The organism is Micromonospora sp. NPDC023737 (assembly GCF_040639715.1).
GTDB lineage: Bacteria > Actinomycetota > Actinomycetes > Mycobacteriales > Micromonosporaceae > Micromonospora.
Genome location: NZ_JBFAAL010000002.1, coordinates 518,626 through 539,337, shown reverse-complemented (window position 1 = coordinate 539,337; position 20,712 = coordinate 518,626). Strand labels below are relative to the sequence as shown.

Here is a 20,712-nt window from a genome sequence, read left to right as displayed (position 1 = left end):
AGGCGCATGCCGACAGGAGGTCGCTGGTGGGTTGGCTCGACCGGGTCGAAGACCAGGTTGACGCGCTGACGCAGTCGAGGGCGTTGCAGGAGGCGAGCCGGTCCGCCGAGGCGTACACCGTGCTGGAACGGGTCCTACGCACCACAACCGATCCGCGCACCCGCGCCGACGCCATGGTGCAGCGGCTCTCCGCGTTGATCAATCTCGGCCGCACCGCCGAGTTCACCCGCGCCATCGAGGAGGCCTCGGCGGCCGTACGCGATCTCGCCGAGCCCTACCTGCACGGGCACGTCAACGCGCTGGCCGCGCTCGCCGCCCACCACCAGGGCGCGCTCGACCGCTGCGTAACCCACCTGGTCAAGGCCGCCCGCGCGCTCGGCGCCGTCGAGGACCCGGACCGCGACACCGCCTGGGGCTGGCACGACCTGGCGATGGCGTACTCCTACCTGAGCTTCCACGGTTATGCGCTCGGGGCGATCGAGCGGGCCCGGCAGCTGGGCATGGCCGCCGGCATACCCGAGGAGACGTTCGCCGCGCCGGGCATCCGCCTGCGCAACGCCGTCGCGCTCGACCACAACGGAGACAGCGACGGCTGCCTGCGGGTGCTGCGCGACGTGGCGGGCGACCTCGCCCGTTTCCTGCGCGGCGGACGGGCCGGGCAGCTGCGCCCCAGCAGCCTCGCCGCCTACGGCTACGCCGCTGCCCGGCGGGCCGCGCTCGGCGACGAGATCGAACACGGCAGCGACGCCGACCCCACCCGGCTGCTCGCCCACGGCGGCGACAGCGCCCGGGCACGGGACATGCGTGAGCTCGGTCACGTGTGCCTCGCCGTCGCCGCCGGTCGGCCGATCGAGGCGGTGGCCCGGCTGGACACCGTCCGGGTCTCCAGCGAGACGCTCGGGGCGGCCGAGCCGGCCCGGTTGCGCAGCATCGCCCTGTCCCGCGCCGGTGACCACGCGCTCGCCCACCGGGCGGACCGGCTGGCGTTCCGGCTGGCGGCACAGCGCAACGACCGGCTGCGGGACGTCTACATCGACGGGATCGCGGCCCGGATCGACCACGAGGAGATGCGCCGGGAGGCCGCCCGCTACGAGGGTGAGGCGCTCACCGACCCGCTGACCGGCCTGCCCAACCGGCGCCGGCTCGAACGCTACATCGCCAGTGTGGTGGCGCGGGGCGAGCAGGTGGTGATCGGGGTCTGCGACCTGGACGGCTTCAAGGCGGTCAACACCCGGCACGGGCACCACTCGGGTGATCTGGTCCTCCAGCGCATCGCCGGTGTGATCAACCGGGTGATGCGCCGGGGCGACTTCGTGGCCCGCTACGGCGGCGACGAGTTCGTGGTGGTGCTACCCGGCGCCGGCATGAGCGAGGCCGCGGAGGTGGCCCGCCGCGTCGGCGCGGCGGTGGCGAGCGAGGACTGGGAGGCGCTGGTCCCGGGCACTCCGGTCGGCGTGAGCATCGGCTTCGCCGAGGTCTCCGGCACCGGGCCGGAGCTGCGTGACGCGCTCAGCACCGCCTTCGAGATCGCCGACCGCGAAATGCTCCGAGCCAAAACCCGCCCCCGCGCCTCCTAACCCGCGCGCTGCGCGCGCCCACCCGCTAGCGCGCCCTCGTTCACGGAAAGAGTGGCTATTCGACGCGGAACAGCCACTCTTTCCGCGAAAGAGTGGCTGGGCTGGAGGGAGGGGGTGGGGGAGGGTGGGTCAGCGGCGGGTCAGTTCGGTGTCGCCCGACAGGCGAGCGGCGCGGTCCGCCTCGGCCAGCGCGTCGAGCACGCCGTCCAGGTCACCGGCGAGGGCCAGGTCCAGGTTGTACGCGGTGTAGCCGATCCGGTGGTCGGTGATCCGGTTCTGCGGGAAGTTGTACGTGCGGATCCGCTCCGAGCGGTCCACCGTGCGCACCTGCGCCTTACGGGCGTCCGAGGCGGCCGCGTCGGCCTGCTCCTGCGCCGCCGCGAGCAGCCGGGCGCGCAGGATCCGCATCGCCTGCTCCCGGTTCTGCAGCTGCGACTTCTCGTTCTGGCAGGACACCACGATGCCGGTCGGCACGTGGGTGATCCGGACCGCCGAGTCGGTGGTGTTCACCGACTGCCCGCCGGGTCCGGACGAGCGGAACACGTCGATCCGCAGGTCGTTCGGGTCGATCGTGACGTCGACGTCCTCCGCCTCGGGCAGCACCAGGACGCCGGCGGCGCTGGTGTGGATGCGGCCCTGCGACTCGGTGACCGGCACGCGCTGCACCCGGTGCACGCCGCCCTCCCACTTGAGGCGGGACCAGACGCCGTTGCCGCCCTCCGGCACGCCCTTGGTCTTGATCGCCAGCGAGACGTCCTTCACCCCACCGAGGTCGGAGTCCTGGGCGTCGATCACCTCGACCAACCAGCCCCGGCGCTCCGCGTACCGGGTGTACATCCGCAGCAGGTCGCCGGCGAAGAGCGCCGACTCCTCGCCACCCTCACCCGCCTTGATCTCGACGATCACGTCCTTGGCGTCGTGCGGGTCACGCGGGATCAGCAGCTCCGCCAGCCGCTCCTCCAGCGCCGGCAACGTCACCGCGATCGACTCCGCCTCGGCGGCGAACGACGAATCCTCGGCGGCCAACTCCCGCGCGGCGGCCAGGTCCGCGCGCGCCTGCGCGAGCTCACCGGCCGCCTTGTGCAGCGGCACCAGCTCGGCGTAGCGGCGACCGACCCGACGCGCGACGGCCTGGTCGGCGTGGATGGCCGGGTCGGCCAACCGCTTCTCCAGGTCCGCGTACTCGTCGAGAAGGGCGGCCAGACGCTCGCTGCTCATGCTGCGGATGCTCCTTCGACGCGGGCGGACGGATGGCGTACCAGGTGAAACCGGTGGGCATACGGACGGCGCCCGCGTCCGGTGGGAAACCGGACGCGGGCGCCGAACGTGGAGTTACTTGGCCTTCTTGGCCTGAACCTTGGCGTACTTCTGCTGGAACTTCGCGACCCGACCGGCGGTGTCCAGCACGCGCTGCTTACCGGTGTAGAACGGGTGGCAGTCGCTGCAGGTCTCGACGCTGATCACGCCGCCCTTGGCGGTGCTGCGGGTCGTGAACGTGTTGCCGCAGGAGCAGCGGACCTCAGTGGTCACGTACTCCGGGTGGATGTTGGGCTTCATGTCGCCTCGGTCCTTTCGTCGGTGGTCGCCGGGTCGCCGTCGCCACCCGCCGCACGTACGACGGGCTCAGGCGTGAACCGGAACCGGTGGCCGATTGACCAGTGTGCCATGGGTGCGTGCCCGGCCCCTCATCGGGCGGCCGCGCCGTGCCCGCCGGGCGGTCACGTCAACGGCCTCGCCGGGCCCGTCACCGGGCGCACAGCTGATCCGGAATCGACAACGCCCGGCGTCCTACGGGCATTCCCGGCCGCCCGCCGGGCATTCACCGGCACGCCGCCGCGTGGCCGGTACCCCGGGTGGGGTACGACCCGGGGCGCACAATGGCTGCCGGACGACGAGCGCACGGAGGTGAGCCCGCGATGCCCCGCCTGATCGCGACCCGCGGGCTACCGGCCTCGGGGAAGACCACCTTCGCCCGTACGCTCCAACCGTCGGTGGTCCGGGTGAACCGCGACGACCTGCGCCGGATGCTGCACGGCGAGCGGTTGTTCACCCAGTGGGCGGAGGCGCAGGTGACCACGGCCCAGCGGGCCCAGGTCGAGGCGCTGCTGCGCGCCCGGGCCGACGTCTGCGTCGACGACACCAACCTGCGCTCGCGGACCCTGCGGGACTGGGCCGACCTGGCCGCCCGGTACGGGGCCGAGTTCGAGGTGCACGACTTCACCGACGTGCCGCTGGAGGAGTGCCTGCGCCGGGACGCCGCGCGCCCGGCGGAGGACCGGGTCGGCGAGGCGGCGATCCGCCGGCTGCACGAACGCTACCTGGAGGGGCGACCCCTGCCGCTGCCGGTGCCGCAGGCACGCACCGGCCGCCCGAAGCAGGTGCACCCCGCCCCGACCGGGGCGCCGGAGATCGTCCTGGTGGACATCGACGGCACCGTCGCGTTGAACGTCTCACGCAGCCCGTACGACATGACCCGGGTCGGCGCGGACGAGCCGAACGAGGCGGTGATCGCCGCGGTCCGGGCCATGCACGCGGCGGGCTACGGCGTGGTCTTCTGCTCCGGCCGGGACGCCTCGGCGCGCGCCGACACCGTGTTGTGGCTGGAGCGGCACGTCCGGGTGCCGTACCTCGCGCTGCACCTGCGGGCGGTGGGCGATTCCCGGAAGGACTCGGTGGTCAAGCGGGAGATCTACGAGCGGGAGGTACGGGACCGCTACCGGGTGGTCGGTGTCTTCGACGACCGGGCGCAGGTCGTCCGGATGTGGCGTTCCCTGGGCCTCACGGTGTTCCAGGTCGCCGACGGCGACTTCTGAGCGGGAGGGACCCCGGCGGCCCGGGGCCCCTCCCCGTGTTCAGGCAGCGGCGCGCAGCACCGTGGTGATGGTGGCGTCGGCGCGTACCCCGTTGACCGTCACCGCCAGCACCAGCGAGGCGCCGGGACGCAGCGCGGTGAGCCGGCCCGTCGTCGGATCGAACCAGGCCACGTGCCGCGGTCGCAGCCCGGTCACCGGCCCGATGTGCACGTTCGGGGACGCGGACCAGTCGGCGCTCACCGGCGCGGCCACCGGGACGGTACGCCCACCGGGTTGGGTCAGCGTGGCGGTGACCGTGACCGGGCTGCCGAGCGTGACGCCGGCCGGAGCGTTCACCGCGAGCCGGTCGGTGTGCGCGTGCACCTCGGCCGTCACCCAGCTCGGTCCCTCGGCGAGCGGGTCCCGTCGGGCCCGGTCGGCCTCGGCGGGGCTGACCGGGTCGACGCCGAACTCGGTCCAGCCGGTGAAGCCGCCCCGGTCGGCGGGGGTGGACGGCGTCTTGCCGGAGTTGCCGTTGATGACGTACGGCACGCCGTCCACCCGCTCGGCGTGGAACGTTCCGACGTGCCCGCCCACGAACAGCGCGCCCTTGCCCGTGCGGTGCTGGAAGTCGGCCAGCCACTGTTCCAGCAGCGCCGCCTCCTTCCGGTCACCGAGCTGGCTCGCCTGCGCCGGGCTGGGATCGCGCGGCGGGTGGTGGTGCAGCACCACTACCGAGCCGACCGCCGGGTCGGTGGCCGCCGAGTCGAGCGCCTCGCGCAGGATCCGTACCTGGTCGAAGCCGCCGCCGCGCAGCGAGCCGGTGGAGGTGTCCAGCGTGACGAACCGGGTGCCCTCGTGGTCGAAGACCCGCGACGTGTCGCCGAAGACGGCGCGGAAGTTGCTGATCGGAGCGCCCATGATCTCGTGGTTGCCGGGCACGTAGTACCAGGGCAGTTCGTCCCCCAGTTCCTCGTCCAGCAGCCGCTTCGCCAGCTCGAAGTCGGCCGGGTACGCGGTGTCCACCAGGTCGCCGTTGATGACCAGGAAGTCCGGCCGGGCCGCCCTGATCTCGCGCAGCGTACGGCGGGCCTGGGCGACCAGTTCGCTGTCCGGATCGGCCGCGACGAACTGGGCGTCGGACATCACCGCGAAGCGCCACGGTGCGGCGTCGACCGTGCCGTCGGTGACCACCACCCGGTCGGTGCTCGCCTCCTCGGCGGGTACGTCCACCGACGGGGGCACCTTGGCCACCAGGTCGTCGATGACGATCTCGCTGGTGTACTGGGCGTCGGCGTTGGTCTCCGCCACGTAGAAGCGCCGCACCCGCACCGGGTACTGCACGCCGGCCGGGACGGTGAACTCGACGTACCGCCAGCCGGTCCAGGTGATGTACGGCCCACGCAACACGTGTTGGGTGTCCTGAGCGTCGTGCAGGTGCAGGCTCGGCCACTCTCCCCTGCCGTTGCCGTGGATCCACATCCCGAACGCCTGGGGCTGACCGGGGACGTCGATCCAGGCGGGCGGGTCCGCGTACGCGGCGCGGGTTCCGGTGGACTGACTGAAGTCGTACGAGAGCTTCAGACCGGTGCCGGTGTGGCCCGGCGCCGGCGCGACGGATCCGCTCGCCCGGGCCTGACTGAACTTCCAGGCGGACGCATCCTCGAAGTCCGCCACCGGCTGATCGGTCAGCCCGATGGTGACCGGGACGACGACCTCCTCGGGTCCCACGTGGACGGTCACGAGGGCGGCGCCGGTGTCGCGCAGCGCGGTGACCGTGAGGTTGCCGTCGTCGTCCGGTGTGATCCGCAGCAGGTCGTGGTCGTACTCCAGGTTCAGGTCGGCGGGCTCGATCGGGGCGGTGTTCCCCTCGACGTCGCGCCCGACCACACCGAAGCGCCCGCTGCCGTCGAGGCCGGTCAGGCCGACCCGCTCGACCGTGGTGTCGATGCCGGCCAGCGGTCCGAGCACGGTGAGGTCGAGTGTTCCGGTGGCGCCGCCCCGGCGTGCGGTGACCGTCGCCGTGCCGGGCAGCAGGGCGTGGAAGACGTCGTCGCCGTCCACCCGGCCGCGGGCCGCCGGTCGGGTCTGCCAGCTCGGCCGGCCGGCCGCCGGGCCGTACGTCTCGTCGTGGCCGGCCGCGGTGAGCCGGCGGGTGAGTCCGGGGAAGACCCGGTCGGGGCGGCCGCCCCGGACCGGGGAGACGCCGGGTGCCGCGGTCGGGTCGCTGGCGGTCTCCACCCAGAACCCGGTCAACCGCCCGCTGCCCGTCGGGGCGTAGAGGGCGAGGCCGTTGGGGACGGACCGTTCGGTGCCGTCCGAGGGGCTGTTCTCCACCTGGACGGCGGCCGCGCCCGGCTCCCGGGCGAGCAGCGTCGACGAGCCACCGCCGTCCAGGTTGAGCGCGTTGTGCGCGCCCAACTCGGCCATCATCCGGCCCATCTCGGTCTGGGTGACGCCCCGGCTGTCGACCTGACGCCCGTCCACCGTCAGCATGATCATTTTGCGGCCGTCGGCGCTGAAGCCGACCGCCGTGCGCGGAGCCAGCGACGGGTCGGAGATCGTCTGCACCACGCCGTCGCGGACCAGCACAGGCCCGCCACCGACCGCGGCGTGCAGGTTGCCGCCGTCGGACGGTTTCGGCTGCCAGGCCACGCTGACCGGGTCACCGGGGCGTAGCCCGGCGAGCGCCTCGGCACCGGCCTCCCGGCCGAGCAGGATGGTGGTCCCGGCGGGAATGGGCCCGCTGCCCGCCGCCGGGTCCACGCGGGCCACCCGGCCGTCGACCACGGCGACCTCGGTCACCCGCGCCGCATCGGCGACCGCACGCTCCCGGGTGTACGTACCCCAGAGCGCGGTGAACACACCGACGCCGCCGGCCTGAACCAGGTTGTTGAACTGGGTGAGCGTGACCGGGCCGGTGGGCAGGGTGGCGGTGCCGTCGAAGTTCACCTCGACGACCCGGCCGACGCCCTGGCTCGTCACCGCCACCGCGTTCCGGTGCCCGCTGACCGCCGACTGGATCAGTTCACCGTCGCGGATGCCGACGCCCTGCGCGGCTCCGGAGTTGTTGATGTCGAAGAAGTCGCCGTTGACCGCGGCGACCGCGCGGGTGCGGTCCGCGGCGACACGCAGCGGCTCCGCCCGGCTGACCGCGCCCGAGTTGACGTAGTCCACGGTGACTCCGCCGCTGAGGTCGGCGGTGAGGGCGTCGGCGCGTAACCAACCTTCGGCGTCGTACCGGTCGAACGAGGTGAGCTGGACCCCGGGGGCGACCGGACGGCTGGTCTTCGTGGTCTCCAGGCCACCGGCCGGCTCGATGCCGCTCGGGTCGCTGGTGGCAACGCCAGGCGCGGTGGGGGTCACCGCAGCGGTGGCGGGCGCGGCGGTGGCGGGTGGTGGGCCGGCCAGGGTCAGCAGTGGCGTCAGCAGCAGGACGCCGGCGAGGTGGGCGGATCGTCTGCGGGTACGCATGGACGACAGTCAACCCGACAGTGAATAGAAGTTTCAAGAGTGACTCGATGAATGGAAGAAAGCTGCACTCGTGGCCGACGATGTCGACCTTCGGAACGTGACCGAGCGTCACCGCTCGCCACCCGGCGACACCCACTCACATCCCCTTTGCTCTGCACCCCCATACGCACCAGCAACGCAACGTCATCGGTGGCGCGCATGAGGGTGTAGAGCAAAGGGCGCCGTAGCACAGTCACCACGGTCCGCCGTCGACTCAATTACCCCTGTTCGCAGCGGTGTCACCGACTGGATGACCCCGGCCGAGGCCGAGCGAGCTCAGAGCCCGCGACTACTGTTTGTCACCGGCAGGAGGCTGAAGGAAGCTCACTCACAGTATCCGTCCCGAGTGGAGCGACGAGCCGGCGGCCCGCCGGTACAGCAGGAGGGGCACGGCCGACGGCCGTGCCCCTCTCTGTCGCCTCCTACCCGGGGATCACTCCCCCGGCGTGGACTTCGCGATCTGCATCAGGAACTCGATGTTGGTACGCGACTGCTTGAGCCGGTCCAGCAGCAGGTCCAGTGCCGCCTGCGAGTCCAGCGAGTGCAGGACCTTGCGCAGCTTGTGGATGATGGCCAGTTCCTCCGGCGCGAGCAGGATCTCCTCCTTGCGCGTGCCGGACGGGTGGATGTCGATGGCCGGGAAGGTGCGCTTGTCGGCGATCTTCCGGTCCAGCTTCAGCTCCGCGTTACCGGTGCCCTTGAACTCCTCGAAGATGACCGTGTCCGCCATGGAGCCGGTCTCGACCAGCGCGGTGGCGAGGATGGTCAGCGACCCGCCGTTCTCGATGTTGCGGGCCGCGCCGAGGAAGCGCTTCGGCGGGTAGAGCGCGGTGGAGTCGATACCACCCGACATGATCCGACCGCTGGCCGGTGCCGCGAGGTTGTACGACCGGCCGAGCCGGGTCACCGAGTCGAGCAGCACGACCACGTCGTGTCCCAGCTCGACCAGGCGCTTCGCCCGCTCGATCGCCAGCTCCGCCACCGTCGTGTGGTCCTGCGGCGGACGGTCGAACGTGGCCGCGATGACCTCGCCCTTCACCGACCGCTGCATGTCGGTGACCTCTTCGGGTCGCTCGTCCACCAGCACCACCATCAGGTGGCACTCGGGGTTGTTGCGGGTGATCGCGTTCGCGATCGCCTGCAGCACCATCGTCTTGCCGGCCTTCGGCGGCGACACGATGAGCGCGCGCTGTCCCTTGCCGATCGGCATGACCAGGTCGATCACCCGGGTGGTCAGGATGTGCGGCTCGGTCTCCAGCCGCAGTCGCTCCTGCGGGTAGAGCGGGGTCAGCTTGTAGAACTCCGGTCGGCGCTTGGCCTCCTCCGGCTCCATCCCGTTGATGGTGTCCAGCCGGACCAGCGGGTTGTACTTGTCCCGCCGCTGCTCGCCCTCCCGGGCCGCGCGGACGGCGCCGGTGATCGCGTCACCGCGGCGCAGGCCGTACTTCTTGATCTGGGACATCGACACGTACACGTCGTTCGGGCCGGCCAGGTAGCCGGTGGTCCGGACGAAGGCGTAGTTGTCGAGCACGTCGATGATGCCGGCCACCGGGACGAGTACGTCGTCCTCGCTGACCTGCGGCTCGCGACCGCCGCCGTCGCCCTCGGTGCGCTCACCGCGGCCGCGCCGACGGTCCCGGAACCGGCTGCGCCGGCCGCGCCGGCCGCCGCCCTCACCGTCGTCCTCGCCGTCGATCTCCCGCTCGGCGCGCTGCCCCCGGTCACCGCGGTCGTTGCGGTCCGCGCGCTCACCGCGCTCAGCCCGCTCGCCACGCTCGTTGCGGTCACCACGCTCGGCCCGCTCGGTGCGCTCGGCCCGCTCGGTGCGCTCGGCACGCTCACCGCGCTCGGCACGCTCGCCACGCTCATTGCGGTCGCCACGCTCGGTGCGGTCGGCACGCTCACCGCGCTCAGTCCGCTCGCCGCGCTCGGCACGCTCACCGCGCTCAGTCCGCTCGCCGCGCTCGGTCCGCTCGCCGCGCTCGGTCCGCTCGCCGCGCTCGGCACGCTCACCGCGCTCGGTCCGCTCGCCGCGCTCGTTGCGGTCACGCCCGCCGCGGCCCTCACCCCGGTCGGTACGCTCGCCGGTCTCGACCGCCTCGGTACGAGTCTCGGCAGCGCGGGTCTCCTCGGTGCGCGCCCGGCGCCGGCCCCTGCCGCGACCCTCGGTCTCGGCCGCGGCCTGCTCGGCGGGTGCCGCCTCGGCGGTGCGCCGCTCGGCCTCCGGCCGCTCGGTCGTCTCCCGCACCTCTGCGTGCACCTCTTCACGGGCGGGAGCGGTCGCGGCCGCGACCTCGGCCCGAGGTCGAGGGGTCCCGGCGGCGGCGCCGCCCTGCCGCTCGGTGATCGCGCTGATCAACTCGCCCTTGCGCATGCGGGCCGTGCCGGAGATGCCGAGCGACGCGGCCAGGCTCTGGAGCTCTGGCAGCAGCATCGCCGACAGACCGGTGCCGCTACGCCGCCGACGAGCGGGAGCGGCGGTGGTGGCTTCGCCAGCGACGTTGGAAACATCCGACGTCACGTCGGTGGTGTCGCTCAATGGATTCCTTCCCTCGATAGGCCGTGACTGCCCGGAGTCGACAAAGCAGGTGGCCGGGCGGCCTCGGTGCACCCGCCTCGCGTGAACGCGTCGCGGGAGTCTGTGACACAGCAGCCGGTAGGTTTCCGACTCACCAGCCTCGGTGAGCAGGTCTCGCCGTCTGCGGCGACCTGTGGAAACTGCGGTGCGGCGTGGCCTTGGCAGGGGTGGCGGGCTGACCGCCGAGAGCTTCGGGGGTGCGCCGACCCGCAGGAAGATCGCATGCTTCGCGGCTGTGCTAAGTCTAGAGCGTAATCAACTCTTCCGACCTGCGGCAACAGGGTCCCGCTCGGCGTGTCCAAGTCTACCCCGGGCGACCCGGGCACCGCTGACATCTATCGGTAACCGCCAGACCTGCCAGTCTCTTCCCGCTTCGAAGCCCTCGGGCGGGGCGCTGAGGGCCAGCACGGTGGGGCCCGCCCCACTGACCACAGCTGCCACACCTTTCTCACGCAGCTCGCTGACCAGGGCGGTCGTGGCCGGCATCCCGCCCGCACGGTAATCCTGGTGCAGCCGGTCGACGGTGGCCGGCAGCAGCAGCGCCGGATCGGCGGTGAGCGCGTGCACGAGCAGAGCCGCCCGCCCCGCGCTCAACGCAGCGTCACCGTGCGGCACGGTGGCCGGCAGCGCCGCCCGGGCCACCGCTGTCAGCCCCCGCCCGCCGGGCACGAAGACCGTCGGGCGTACGCCCTCGGCTACCTGACGGGCGACCGCCCGGGCGCCGGACGGTTCCGTCCAGGCGATCGTGAAACCCCCGAGCAGGCAGGGCGCGACGTTGTCCGGATGCCCCTCCAACTCCGCGGCGAGCCGAAGCGCGGCCTCGTCGTCGAGGCGGCGCTCGCCCTCCACCACCAGCGCCCGGGCCAGCAGCACACCGGCGACGATCGCCGCGGACGAGGAGCCCAGACCCCGTGCCTGCGGGATGCGGTTGACGCACTCGACGACGAGCCCCGGCGGGTGCGCGCCGAGCCGGTCGAAGGCCGCACGCATGGACCGGACCACGAGGTGCCGGTCGCCGTCGGGCAGCTCGCCCGCACCCTGCCCGGACACCGTGACCCGGACCCCCGACGGCGCGATCTCGGCCGCCACGTCGTCGTAGAGCCCGAGGGCGAGCCCCAGCGCGTCGAAGCCCGGCCCCAGGTTGGCGCTGGTGGCGGGAACCCGGACCCGGACCGGCCCGGCTTCGAAGTTCTTCGGCACCGGCTCATGCTATGGCCCCGCCCCGACAGACCCGCCGTCCGCCCGACCCGTGGGATTCGATCATCTCCGCTGGCGTGCCCGCCGCCGTCGACACCGGCCGACCGGGCTTCCCCGCCGATCAGCGGGCCGGCTCGGGAACCGGATCGGTGAGGGAGAGCCGCCGGGTGGCGATCCGCCAGCCGACGGCGTACACCAGGGTGACCAGGCCACAGCCGGCGAGGATCACGCGCTCGTCCACCGTGTCCACCACCAGCGCCACGGCGAGTTGGCTGATCGCGATGGCCAGCGTCGCCAGCATCATGTCGGTGGCGAAGACGCGTCCTCGCAGCCGGTCCGGCACCTCGCCCTGCAGGGCGTAGTTCGACATCACCCAGTTGCTGCCGCCGGCGAAGTGGGCCACGAAGACCAGCAGCAGCACGAGCGGAAACCAGCCCACCAGGGAGGTACCGAGGTAGGCCAGCCCGTACAGGGACATCGACACGGCCAGACCGGGCAGCAGCAAGGCCCGGTTGGTCAACGCCCGGCGCATGAGGATGGGCCCGACCAGCGCGCCGGCGCCGCGGACCGCGAAGAGCAGCCCGGTGCCGGCCGGCCCGGCCCCGTAGACGGCGGCCAGCAGCGGGAACACCGTCAGCACGCCGTTGCCCAGTCCGACCGCCGACTTGACGGTGACCAGCGCCAACACCCGCGGCCGGTGTCCGATGTAGCGCAGTGCCTCGCTCACCGCGGCCCAGGCCCGCTGCGGCGATTCGCCGGCCTCCCGCGGCGCCTGCAACGGCCGGCGGATGGTCGAGGCCAGGATCGCCGCGAGCGCCAGGCCGACCGCCGCGATCCAGAAGCAGGCGTACGGCCCGACCCGGTCGCTGAGCACACCCCCGAGTGAGGCGCCCACGACGGTCATGGTTCCCCACGCCGAGCCCGCGACCGCGTTGCCGGCGGCCAGCTCGTCCGGGTCGAGGACGTTGGGCAGGGCGGCCTGGGCGGCGGGCGAGTAGAAACCCTTGGCGACCGCGATCACGCCGATCGCCAGCAGCGCGAGCCAGGCGGTGCCCGCGCTGTGGACGCCGAGCAGGAGCAGCACGCCGACCAGCGCGGCCACGTTCGCGACCATCATGATCTTCCGCCGGTCGAACCGGTCGGCGATCGCGCCGGTGAACGGCAGCAGCAGCGCCACGACGCCGGTGTCCACGGCGAGCACCAGTGCTCCCCACACGCCGCTACCCGTGAGACTCGGCAGCAGCACCAGCAGCGGAACCATGACGAACCAGTCGGCCCCGAAGACCACCAGCTCGGCGAGGAAGAGGTTGCGGAAGTTCCGGTTGCGGGTGAGGACCGACAGGGTGGACGCCACGGAGCAGGACCCTACCCCGCCTGCCGGAACGCTCCCAGGTGGTGGCCCGTCTGTCCCGAATGGCACGCCCCCGGCGGGTCGGAACCCGCCGGGGGCGTGCCTGGCCGTACGCCGACTACTCGGTGGGCGGCAGCGGGGAGGTGTGGCTCTTGGGCAGCTTGAGCACCTCGAACTGGTCCGTGCCGTCGATGAGCGCCGCCGAGGGCGCGGGTCGCGCCTCCGGGCCGCCACCCGGCCGGCTCCCATTGCCATCGCCCGTGCGGGCACCGGCGAGCACCGGCTCCGGCTCGGCTGCCGTGTCCGGCGCGTCGGTGGGCTCCGCCGGCGCCGTCTGCGAACCGTCCGTGCGCCGCCGTCGCCGCGCACGCACCGACTCCTTGGTGTTCTCGACCATCGTGTAGAGCGTCGGCACCAGGAGCAGCGTCAGCAGCGTGGAACTGAGCAGACCACCGATCACCACGACCGCGAGCGGCTGCGAGATGAAGCCGCCCTCGCCGGTGAGCCCGAACGCCATCGGCAGCAGCGCGAAGATGGTCGCGACCGCCGTCATCAGGATCGGCCGCAGCCGGTGCCGGCCGCCCTCGACGACCGCCTCCTGCACGCCCAGGCCCTGCGCCCGGTACTGGTTGATCAGATCCATCAGCACGATCGCGTTGGTCACCACGATGCCGACCAGCATGAGCATGCCGATCAGCGCGGGCACACCGAGCGGGGTCCCGGTGACCAGCAGCAGACCGACCGCACCGGTGGCCGCGAACGGGATCGAGATCAGCAGGATCAGCGCCTGGATGAGGCTGCGGAACGTCGCCACCATGATCAGGAAGACGATCGCGATCGCGACGAGCACCGCCAGCCCCAGGTCGCCGAAGGCGTCCGCCTGGTCGGCGCTGACACCCCCGATGACGATGGTCGCCCCGGGCACATCGATGCCGTCGAGGCGCTGACGCAGCTCCTCGGTGGTCGCGCCGAGGTTCGACCCGGTGGCCGTACCGGTCACCGTGACGCTGCGCTCGCCGTCGATCCGGCTCACCTGCTGCGGGCCCTCGGCACGCTCGACGGTGGCGATGTCGCCCAGCTTCACCGGCCCGACCGGCAGCGCACGCAGCTGGTCGATGGTGAGCGGCGGCTTGTCGGAGAGGCGGAGCATCACGTTCTGCTGGTCGCCGTCGAGGGTGACCTGCCCGAGCGGGGCGCCCCGGAACGTCTGCGCCACCAGCTGGCCGACGGCGGCCTCGGTGAGGCCGGCCCGGCCGGCCTTGACCCGGTCGACCGTGACGTCGACCCGCGGCACCCGATCGGCGAGGCTCGTGGAGACGTCCGCCACGCCAGGCGTACCGGCCATCGCCTCCTCGGCCGCCTTCGCGGCCCGGTCGAGCGCCTCGGGCTCAGCGGCCTGGACGACGACCTCCAGGCGGCTCGCGGAGGCGTCCTGCCCGCCGCCGAAGGTGAACTCGCCGGCGTCGGGCCCGAGGGCGTCGAACTCCCTGCGCAGCGTCTCACGCATCTGCTGGGCGTCCGTGCGGTCGCCCAGCGCTAGCGACCAGCTGGCCACGTTGTTCCGGCCGCCACCCAGCAGAAGGTTGTCTCCGCCGCCGGCCGTCACCTGGTACGTCTCGACGCCGTCGGTCCGCTTCAGCACCGCCTCGACCTTGCCGGCCGCCTCGTCGGTGGCGGCCAGGCCGGTGCCGGCCGGCAGCTCCTGACGGATGCTCAGGGTGTCCTGCCCGGAGTCGTCGAGGAAGTTCGTCTGCAGCTTGCCGGCGAGGCCCAACGTGCCGAAGAGCACCAGCACACCCAGCCCGACGGTGATCCACCGGGTGCGCCGGGTACGGGTCGCGAACCCGATCGCCGGCAGGTACGCCCGTTGCAGCGGGCTGCGCAGCTCCTTCTCCTCCGCGGCCCGGCGCACGGCGTCGTCGTCCGGCGTGCCGCCGGACGGCTTCAGGAACCAGTACGCGAGCACCGGGATGACCGTGAGCGCGACCAGCAGCGAGGCGAGCAGCGCCACGGTCACGGTGATGGCGAACGGCGCGAAGAGCTGCCCGACGAAGCCGCCCACCAGTGCGATGGGCGCGAACACCGCGACCGTGGTGAGGGTGGACGCGGTGACCGCGCCGGCCACCTCACGTACGGCGTTGACGATCGCTTCGCGCTTCGCCTCGCCGTACCCGAGGTGCCGTTTGATGTTCTCCAGCACCACGATCGAGTCGTCCACCACCCGGCCGACCGCGATGGTCAGCGCGCCGAGGGTGAGCAGGTTGAGCGAGTAGTCACCGATCCAGAGGGCGATCAGCGCGACCAGCACCGACAGCGGGATGGAGACGGCGGTGACGACGGTGGAGCGCACCGACAGCAGGAAGACCAGGATGACGATGACGGCCATCACGAGGCCGAGCAGACCCTCGGTGGTGAGGCTCTCGATGGACTTCTCCACGAAGGGGGCCTGGTCGAAGACCACGGTCAGCCCGGCGCCGGACGCATCGCGCAGGGCGCCGAGCCGGTCCCGGATCTCGTGCGAGATCTCCACCGCGTTGCCGTCGGGGCTGGCCGTGACCGCGATACCCAGACTGTCCTCGCCGTTGGTGCGGGTGATGGCGGTTGCCGGCGCGAGCGTCTCCTCGACGGTGGCCACGTCACCGAGCCGGACCGGGACCGGCCCGGGTGCGACGACGATGCCGCGCAGGTCGTCGAGGGTGGCCACCGGGGTGCCGACCTGCACCGGCAGCGCCTGGCCGCCGTCGGTGACCGTGCCCGCCGGCACCGACACGCCGTTGGTCTTCAACGCCGTACCGATCGCGGTCGGGTCGAGCTTCGCGGCGGCCAGCTTCGCCAGGTTCGGCTTGACGACCACGGTGTCGCTGCGGGTGCCGGTCAGTTCGACGGTACGCACACCGTCGATCGCCTCCAGCTCCGGCAGGACGCTGGCGCGCAGGTTGTCGGCGAGGGCACGCTCGTCGCCGCCGCCGGTCGCGGCGAGCACCACGGCCGGCAGGTCGTCGGTGCTGCCCGCGAGCACCTGCGGCTCCACGCCCTCCGGCAGTTGCGCGCCGATCCGGTTGAGCGCGGTCTGCATCTTGTTGACCGTGTCGTCCAGGTCGGTGCCGAACTCGAACTGCACCTGGACGGTTGCCGCCCCCTCACGAGACGTCGAGGTGACCTTCTCCAGTCCGGGCAGCCCCTGGAAACTGTTCTCGATCGGCTCGACGACCTGGGATTCGACGATCTCGGGTGTCGCGCCGGGGTACGCAGCCATGACGAAGGCGGCCGGGAACTCCAGCGACGGCAGCAGTTGCTGCTTCAGCGACGGCACGGCGAACAGTCCGAACACCGTGGCCACCACCGCGATGAGGGCGACCAGCCCTCGGTTGGCGAGGCTTGATCTGGCGAGCAGCGACATCGGCCTGGCTCACTCCTAGAAAAATTTGCAGGGCATGCAAAGTGTGCCCGACCCGCTCACCTCGCTCCGCGCCGGGTACTGACCGGTACCCGCGCAGCCCGCCGCACCGCCGAAACCAGCCCGTTGATCATGAAGTTGTCGTCGTGACACGCCGAGGCGAGCGGCAATAACTTCATGATCAACGGGGAGGGCCCGGGGAGGACCCCGGGGAGGGGTTAGGCGAGGTCCAGGGAGCGGGCGGCGGAGAGGGGGTCGTTGGGGATGGTGATCGGGGCGGGAGCGGTGGAGATGGCCCACTCCGGGTCCTTGAGCCCGTGCCCGGTGACCGTGCAGACCACGGTCGCCCCGGCCGGAATCCGGCCCGCCGCCGCCTGCTGCAACAGCCCGGCCACACTGGCCGCGCTGCCCAGCTCCACGAAGACCCCGACCTCCCGGGCGAGCAGCCGGTACGCGGAGAGGATCTCCCGATCGGTCACCGCCGCGATCAGGCCGCCCGAGGCCTCCCGGGCGTCGACCGCCCGGGTCCAGCTCGCCGGGTTGCCGATCCGGATCGCGGTGGCGATGGTCGAGGGCTCACGTACCACCTCGCCGGTGACCAGCGGCGCGGCCCCGGCAGCCTGGAAACCGTACATCTTCGGCGCGCGGGTGGCCCGCCCGTCCGACAGCTCCTCCGAGTAGCCCATCCAGTAGGCGGAGATGTTGCCGGCGTTGCCCACCGGCAGGCAGTGGATGTCCGGTGCGTCGCCGAGCGCCTCGACGATCTCGAAAGCGGCGGTCTTCTGGCCGTGCAGCCGGTCGATGTTGACCGAGTTGACCAGCGCCACCGGGTAGTCCTGAGCCAGCTTGGCGGCCAACGCGAGGCAGTCGTCGAAGTTGCCGTTGACCTGGAGCAGCCGCGCGCCGTGCACCAGCGCCTGGGCCAGCTTGCCCAGCGCGATCTTGCCCTGCGGCACCAGCACCGCGCAGGTCAGTCCGGCGCGGGCCGCGTACGCGGCGGCGGAGGCGCTGGTGTTTCCGGTGGACGCGCAGATGATCACCTTGTTGCCCGCTTCGACCGCCTTGGAGACCGCCACCGTCATGCCGCGGTCCTTGAACGAGCCGGTCGGGTTGGCCCCCTCCACCTTCAGGTACACGTCGCAGCCGAGCCTCGCGGAGAGCACCGGCGCGGGCAGCAGCGGCGTGTTCCCCTCGTGCAGGGTCACGACGGGCGTGGCGTCGGTGACCGGCAGCCGGTCCCGGTACGCCTCGATCAGACCCCGCCACATGTCGCTCTCCTCGCCTCTTCCGCCCCCGCCGACCAGGGGCACGCCAAGCCTGGACCAGCCTGCCGGAACGGCCCGTGCATCACCCCCCGTTACCCACCTGGCGGGACGCCCGGTGGGACGGCACCGCCGGCCACCGCCCACGCCCGTGGAACCGCATCGCCGGCGCCCGGGCCACCGCTCGGCGAACCCACCGCCGTACCGCACGACCCCACCGCCTCACCGGCGTGGAGCCGTCGGGAGACGCGGACGCCCGACCAGGACAACGAGGTGGCCTCTCACCGGGGCCCGGCAGCCGCTACCGGCGACGAGCGCCCGTCACCGGGTCAACGAGTCACGCCCCGCCCTCGACCCGGAGCACACTGGTCACCGACCGGACGATGTCCAAGCCACGCAGCTCGGAGACGGTCGCGGCGAGCGCGGCGTCCGGCGCGACGTGGGTGACGATCACCAGGTCGGCGTCCGCGCCGCTGCCCGGGGCCGAGCCCTCCGCCGGCCCCTGCCGAACCGTCGCGATCGACACGTCGTGCCGCGCGAAGACGCCGGCCACCGCGGCCAGCACACCGGGCCGGTCGGCCACGTCGAGGCTCACGTGGTAGCGGGTGAGCGCCTCCCCCATGGACCGCACCGACAGGTCGGCGTACGCGCTCTCGCTGGCCGCGCGCACCCCGGCGAGCCGGTTGCGGGCGACCGCCACCACGTCGCCGAGCACCGCGCTGGCGGTCGGTGCCCCACCCGCGCCCCGGCCGTAGAACATCAGCTGCCCGGCCGCCTCCGCCTCGACGAAGACCGCGTTGAACGCGTCGCCGACGCCGGCCAACGGGTGGGTCAGCGGGATCATCGCCGGATGCACCCGGACGTTGACGGTCTCCCGGCCGGCCGCGTCCACGCCCCGGGCGGCGATGCAGAGCAGTTTGATGGTGCACCCCATCGCCTTGGCGCTGGCCACGTCGGCGGCGGTGACCTCGGTGATCCCCTCCCGGTGCACGTCGGCGGCGCTCACCCGGGTGTGGAACGCCAGCGAGGCGAGGATCGCCGCCTTCGCCGCCGCGTCGAAGCCCTCCACGTCGGCCGTGGGGTCGGCCTCGGCGTACCCCAGCTCGGTCGCCTCCTCCAGCGCCTCGGCGAAGCCGGCGCCGGTGGCGTCCATGGCGGAGAGGATGAAGTTGGTGGTGCCGTTGACGATGCCGGTCACCCGGGTGATCCGGTCCCCGTGCAGCGACTCGCGCAGCGGGCGCAGCAACGGGATCGCGCCGGCCACCGCGGCCTCGTAGTAGAGGTCCGCGCCGCCCTCGGCGGCCGCGTCGTGCAGCGCCCCGCCGTCCTCGGCGAGCAACGCCTTGTTGGCGGTCACCACGCTCTTGCCGGCACGCAGTGCCTCGACCAGCCATTCGCGCGCCGGCTCGATGCCGCCCACCACCTCGACCACGACGTCCACGTCGTCCCGCTTGATCAGGCCGAGGGCGTCGGTGGTGAAGAGCGACGGGTCCACCGGCAGCTCGCCGCGGTCCCGATTGAGCCGGCGTACGGCGATGCCGGCGAGCTCCAGCGGGGCGCCGATCCGGGCGGCGAGGTCGGCCGACTGCTCGTGCAGCAGCCGTACCACCTCCCCGCCGACCGTGCCGCAGCCGAGCAACGCCAGGCGCACAGGTGAGGTCATCCAACATCCAATGCGAGCAGGTCCTCTTCGGTCTCCCGCCGGACGATCAGACGTGCCTGGCCGTCGCGCACCGCGACCACCGGGGGGCGCGGCACGTGGTTGTAGTTGCTGGCCATGCTCCGGCAGTACGCGCCGGTGCCGGGCACCGCGACAAGATCTCCGGGCTGCACGTCGGCGGGCAGGAATTCATCCTTCACCACGATGTCCCCGGACTCACAGTGCTTTCCCACCACGCGGGCGAGCATCGGCTCGGCGGCCGACGCCCGGGAGGCCAGCGTCGCGGAGTACGACGCGTCGTACAGCGCGGTGCGGATGTTGTCGCTCATGCCGCCGTCGACGCTCACGTACGTGCGGATGCCGTCCACGTCCTTGACCGTGCCGACCTCGTAGAGGGTGAACATGGCCGGACCCACGATCGCCCGGCCGGGCTCGATGGAGAGTTGCGGTACGGCCAGCCGCTCAGCCTCGCACTCGCTGTCGACGATCTTGCGCAGCCGCTTCGCCAGGTCGTGCGGCGCGGCCGGGTCGTCCTGCGTCGTGTACGCGATGCCGAAGCCGCCGCCCAGATCCAGCTCGGGCAGCTCCACCCCACGGGCGTCGCGGATCTGCGCCTGCAGGGCGAGCACCCGCCGGGCCGAGACCTCGAAACCGCTGGCGTCGAAGATCTGCGACCCGATGTGCGAGTGCAGGCCGCGCAGCTCCAGCACATCCTCGTCGAGGATCTTGAAGGCGGCCGCCGCAGCCGCCCCGCCCGCCAGCGAGAAGCCGAACTTCTGGTCCTCGTGGGCGGTGGCGATGAACTCGTGGGTGTGCGCCTCGACCCCGACGGTGACCCGGACCAGCACCCGGGGACGTACGCCCCGGTCGCGGGCCAGCGCGGTCAGCCGGTCGATCTCGGCGAACGAGTCGACGATGATCCGTCCAACCCCGGCGTCCACCGCCCGGGTCAGCTCGGCGAGCGACTTGTTGTTGCCGTGGAACCCGATCCGCTCCGCCGGCATCCCGGCCGCCAGCGCGACGGCCAGTTCGCCGCCGCTGCACACGTCGAGGTGCAGGCCCTCCTCGTCGATCATCCGCACCACTGCCCGGCAGAGGAACGCCTTGCCGGCGTAGTAGACGTCCACGTCCGGGAAGGCGGCCCGGAAGTCGCGGCAGCGCGAGCGCAGATCGTCCTCGTCCAGCACGTAGACCGGGGTGCCGAACTGCGCGGCGAGGTCGCGCACGCTCAGGCCCGCGACGGCGAGCGCACCGTCGGCGTCCCGCCGGACGTTGCGCGGCCAGAGTTCCGGCACCAGCGCGTTGACGTCGGCCGGGGTACGCAGCCAGGCCGGCCCGCGGGTGCCGATCTCACCGTGCAGTGCGCCTGCCTCGTGAGCCCGCAT

The 20,712-nt window shown here is 72.5% G+C and carries 12 protein-coding genes; 2 read left to right on the top strand and 10 right to left on the bottom strand.

The window, feature by feature from the left end; translation table 11 throughout:
- Positions 1-26: 26 nt before the first annotated feature.
- On the top strand, positions 27-1,577 hold the full coding sequence (locus AB0F98_RS07850) for a GGDEF domain-containing protein (protein WP_357730345.1): 1,551 nt from the start codon (positions 27-29) through the stop codon (positions 1,575-1,577).
- Between the two features lie 129 nt (positions 1,578-1,706).
- On the opposite strand, the gene prfA is transcribed toward AB0F98_RS07850, so the two are convergent.
- A complete protein-coding gene (gene prfA / locus AB0F98_RS07845; RefSeq protein WP_350786249.1) occupies positions 1,707-2,795 on the bottom strand; it encodes a peptide chain release factor 1 in 1,089 nt (362 codons plus the stop codon).
- A gap of 114 nt (positions 2,796-2,909) precedes the next feature.
- Positions 2,910-3,134 carry a 50S ribosomal protein L31 gene (rpmE, locus tag AB0F98_RS07840; protein ID WP_076471955.1) on the bottom strand — a complete coding sequence of 75 codons (225 nt, stop codon included), beginning with the start codon at positions 3,132-3,134 and terminating at the stop codon, positions 2,910-2,912.
- A 359-nt stretch (positions 3,135-3,493) separates the two neighbouring features.
- On the opposite strand from rpmE, the gene AB0F98_RS07835 reads away from it, so the two are divergent.
- Positions 3,494-4,390 carry an AAA family ATPase gene (locus AB0F98_RS07835; protein WP_357730341.1) on the top strand — a complete coding sequence of 299 codons (897 nt, stop codon included), beginning with the start codon at positions 3,494-3,496 and terminating at the stop codon, positions 4,388-4,390.
- A 39-nt stretch (positions 4,391-4,429) separates the two neighbouring features.
- On the opposite strand, the gene AB0F98_RS07830 is transcribed toward AB0F98_RS07835, so the two are convergent.
- From AB0F98_RS07830 to lysA, 8 genes are all read right to left on the bottom strand, one after another.
- A complete protein-coding gene (locus AB0F98_RS07830; RefSeq protein WP_357730338.1) occupies positions 4,430-7,843 on the bottom strand; it encodes a phosphodiester glycosidase family protein in 3,414 nt (1,137 codons plus the stop codon).
- A gap of 472 nt (positions 7,844-8,315) precedes the next feature.
- Positions 8,316-10,421 carry a transcription termination factor Rho gene (gene rho / locus AB0F98_RS07825; protein ID WP_357730335.1) on the bottom strand — a complete coding sequence of 702 codons (2,106 nt, stop codon included), beginning with the start codon at positions 10,419-10,421 and terminating at the stop codon, positions 8,316-8,318.
- Positions 10,422-10,715: 294 nt separating this feature from the next.
- Positions 10,716-11,660: a homoserine kinase gene (gene thrB / locus AB0F98_RS07820; RefSeq protein WP_357730332.1), complete on the bottom strand. Its 945-nt coding sequence runs from the start codon at positions 11,658-11,660 to the stop codon at positions 10,716-10,718.
- A 118-nt stretch (positions 11,661-11,778) separates the two neighbouring features.
- Complete coding sequence (locus AB0F98_RS07815; RefSeq protein ID WP_357730329.1) at positions 11,779-13,011, bottom strand: MFS transporter; 1,233 nt, start codon at positions 13,009-13,011, stop codon at positions 11,779-11,781.
- 115 nt (positions 13,012-13,126) lie between these two features.
- Positions 13,127-16,408 (bottom strand): efflux RND transporter permease subunit, encoded by a 3,282-nt coding sequence (locus AB0F98_RS07810; RefSeq protein ID WP_357730326.1) that lies wholly within the window; start codon positions 16,406-16,408, stop codon positions 13,127-13,129.
- Positions 16,409-16,623: 215 nt separating this feature from the next.
- Positions 16,624-17,673 carry a threonine synthase gene (thrC, locus tag AB0F98_RS07805; RefSeq protein WP_357730323.1) on the bottom strand — a complete coding sequence of 350 codons (1,050 nt, stop codon included), beginning with the start codon at positions 17,671-17,673 and terminating at the stop codon, positions 16,624-16,626.
- A 331-nt stretch (positions 17,674-18,004) separates the two neighbouring features.
- Positions 18,005-19,318 (bottom strand): homoserine dehydrogenase, encoded by a 1,314-nt coding sequence (locus AB0F98_RS07800; protein ID WP_357730921.1) that lies wholly within the window; start codon positions 19,316-19,318, stop codon positions 18,005-18,007.
- 8 nt (positions 19,319-19,326) lie between these two features.
- Positions 19,327-20,712 (bottom strand): diaminopimelate decarboxylase, encoded by a 1,386-nt coding sequence (gene lysA / locus AB0F98_RS07795; protein WP_357730320.1) that lies wholly within the window; start codon positions 20,710-20,712, stop codon positions 19,327-19,329.

What these genes read in the sequence shown, in the direction of transcription:
- AB0F98_RS07835 (WP_357730341.1), top strand. Translation starts at nt 3,494, where the DNA reads ATGCCCCGCCTGATCGCGACCCGCGGGCTACCGGCCTCGGGGAAGACC.
- thrC (WP_357730323.1), bottom strand. Translation starts at nt 17,673, where the DNA reads ATGTGGCGGGGTCTGATCGAGGCGTACCGGGACCGGCTGCCGGTCACC.
- AB0F98_RS07810 (WP_357730326.1), bottom strand. Translation starts at nt 16,408, where the DNA reads ATGTCGCTGCTCGCCAGATCAAGCCTCGCCAACCGAGGGCTGGTCGCC.
- AB0F98_RS07830 (WP_357730338.1), bottom strand. Translation starts at nt 7,843, where the DNA reads ATGCGTACCCGCAGACGATCCGCCCACCTCGCCGGCGTCCTGCTGCTG.
- prfA (WP_350786249.1), bottom strand. Translation starts at nt 2,795, where the DNA reads ATGAGCAGCGAGCGTCTGGCCGCCCTTCTCGACGAGTACGCGGACCTG.
- lysA (WP_357730320.1), bottom strand. Translation starts at nt 20,712, where the DNA reads ATGCGGGCTCACGAGGCAGGCGCACTGCACGGTGAGATCGGCACCCGC.
- rpmE (WP_076471955.1), bottom strand. Translation starts at nt 3,134, where the DNA reads ATGAAGCCCAACATCCACCCGGAGTACGTGACCACTGAGGTCCGCTGC.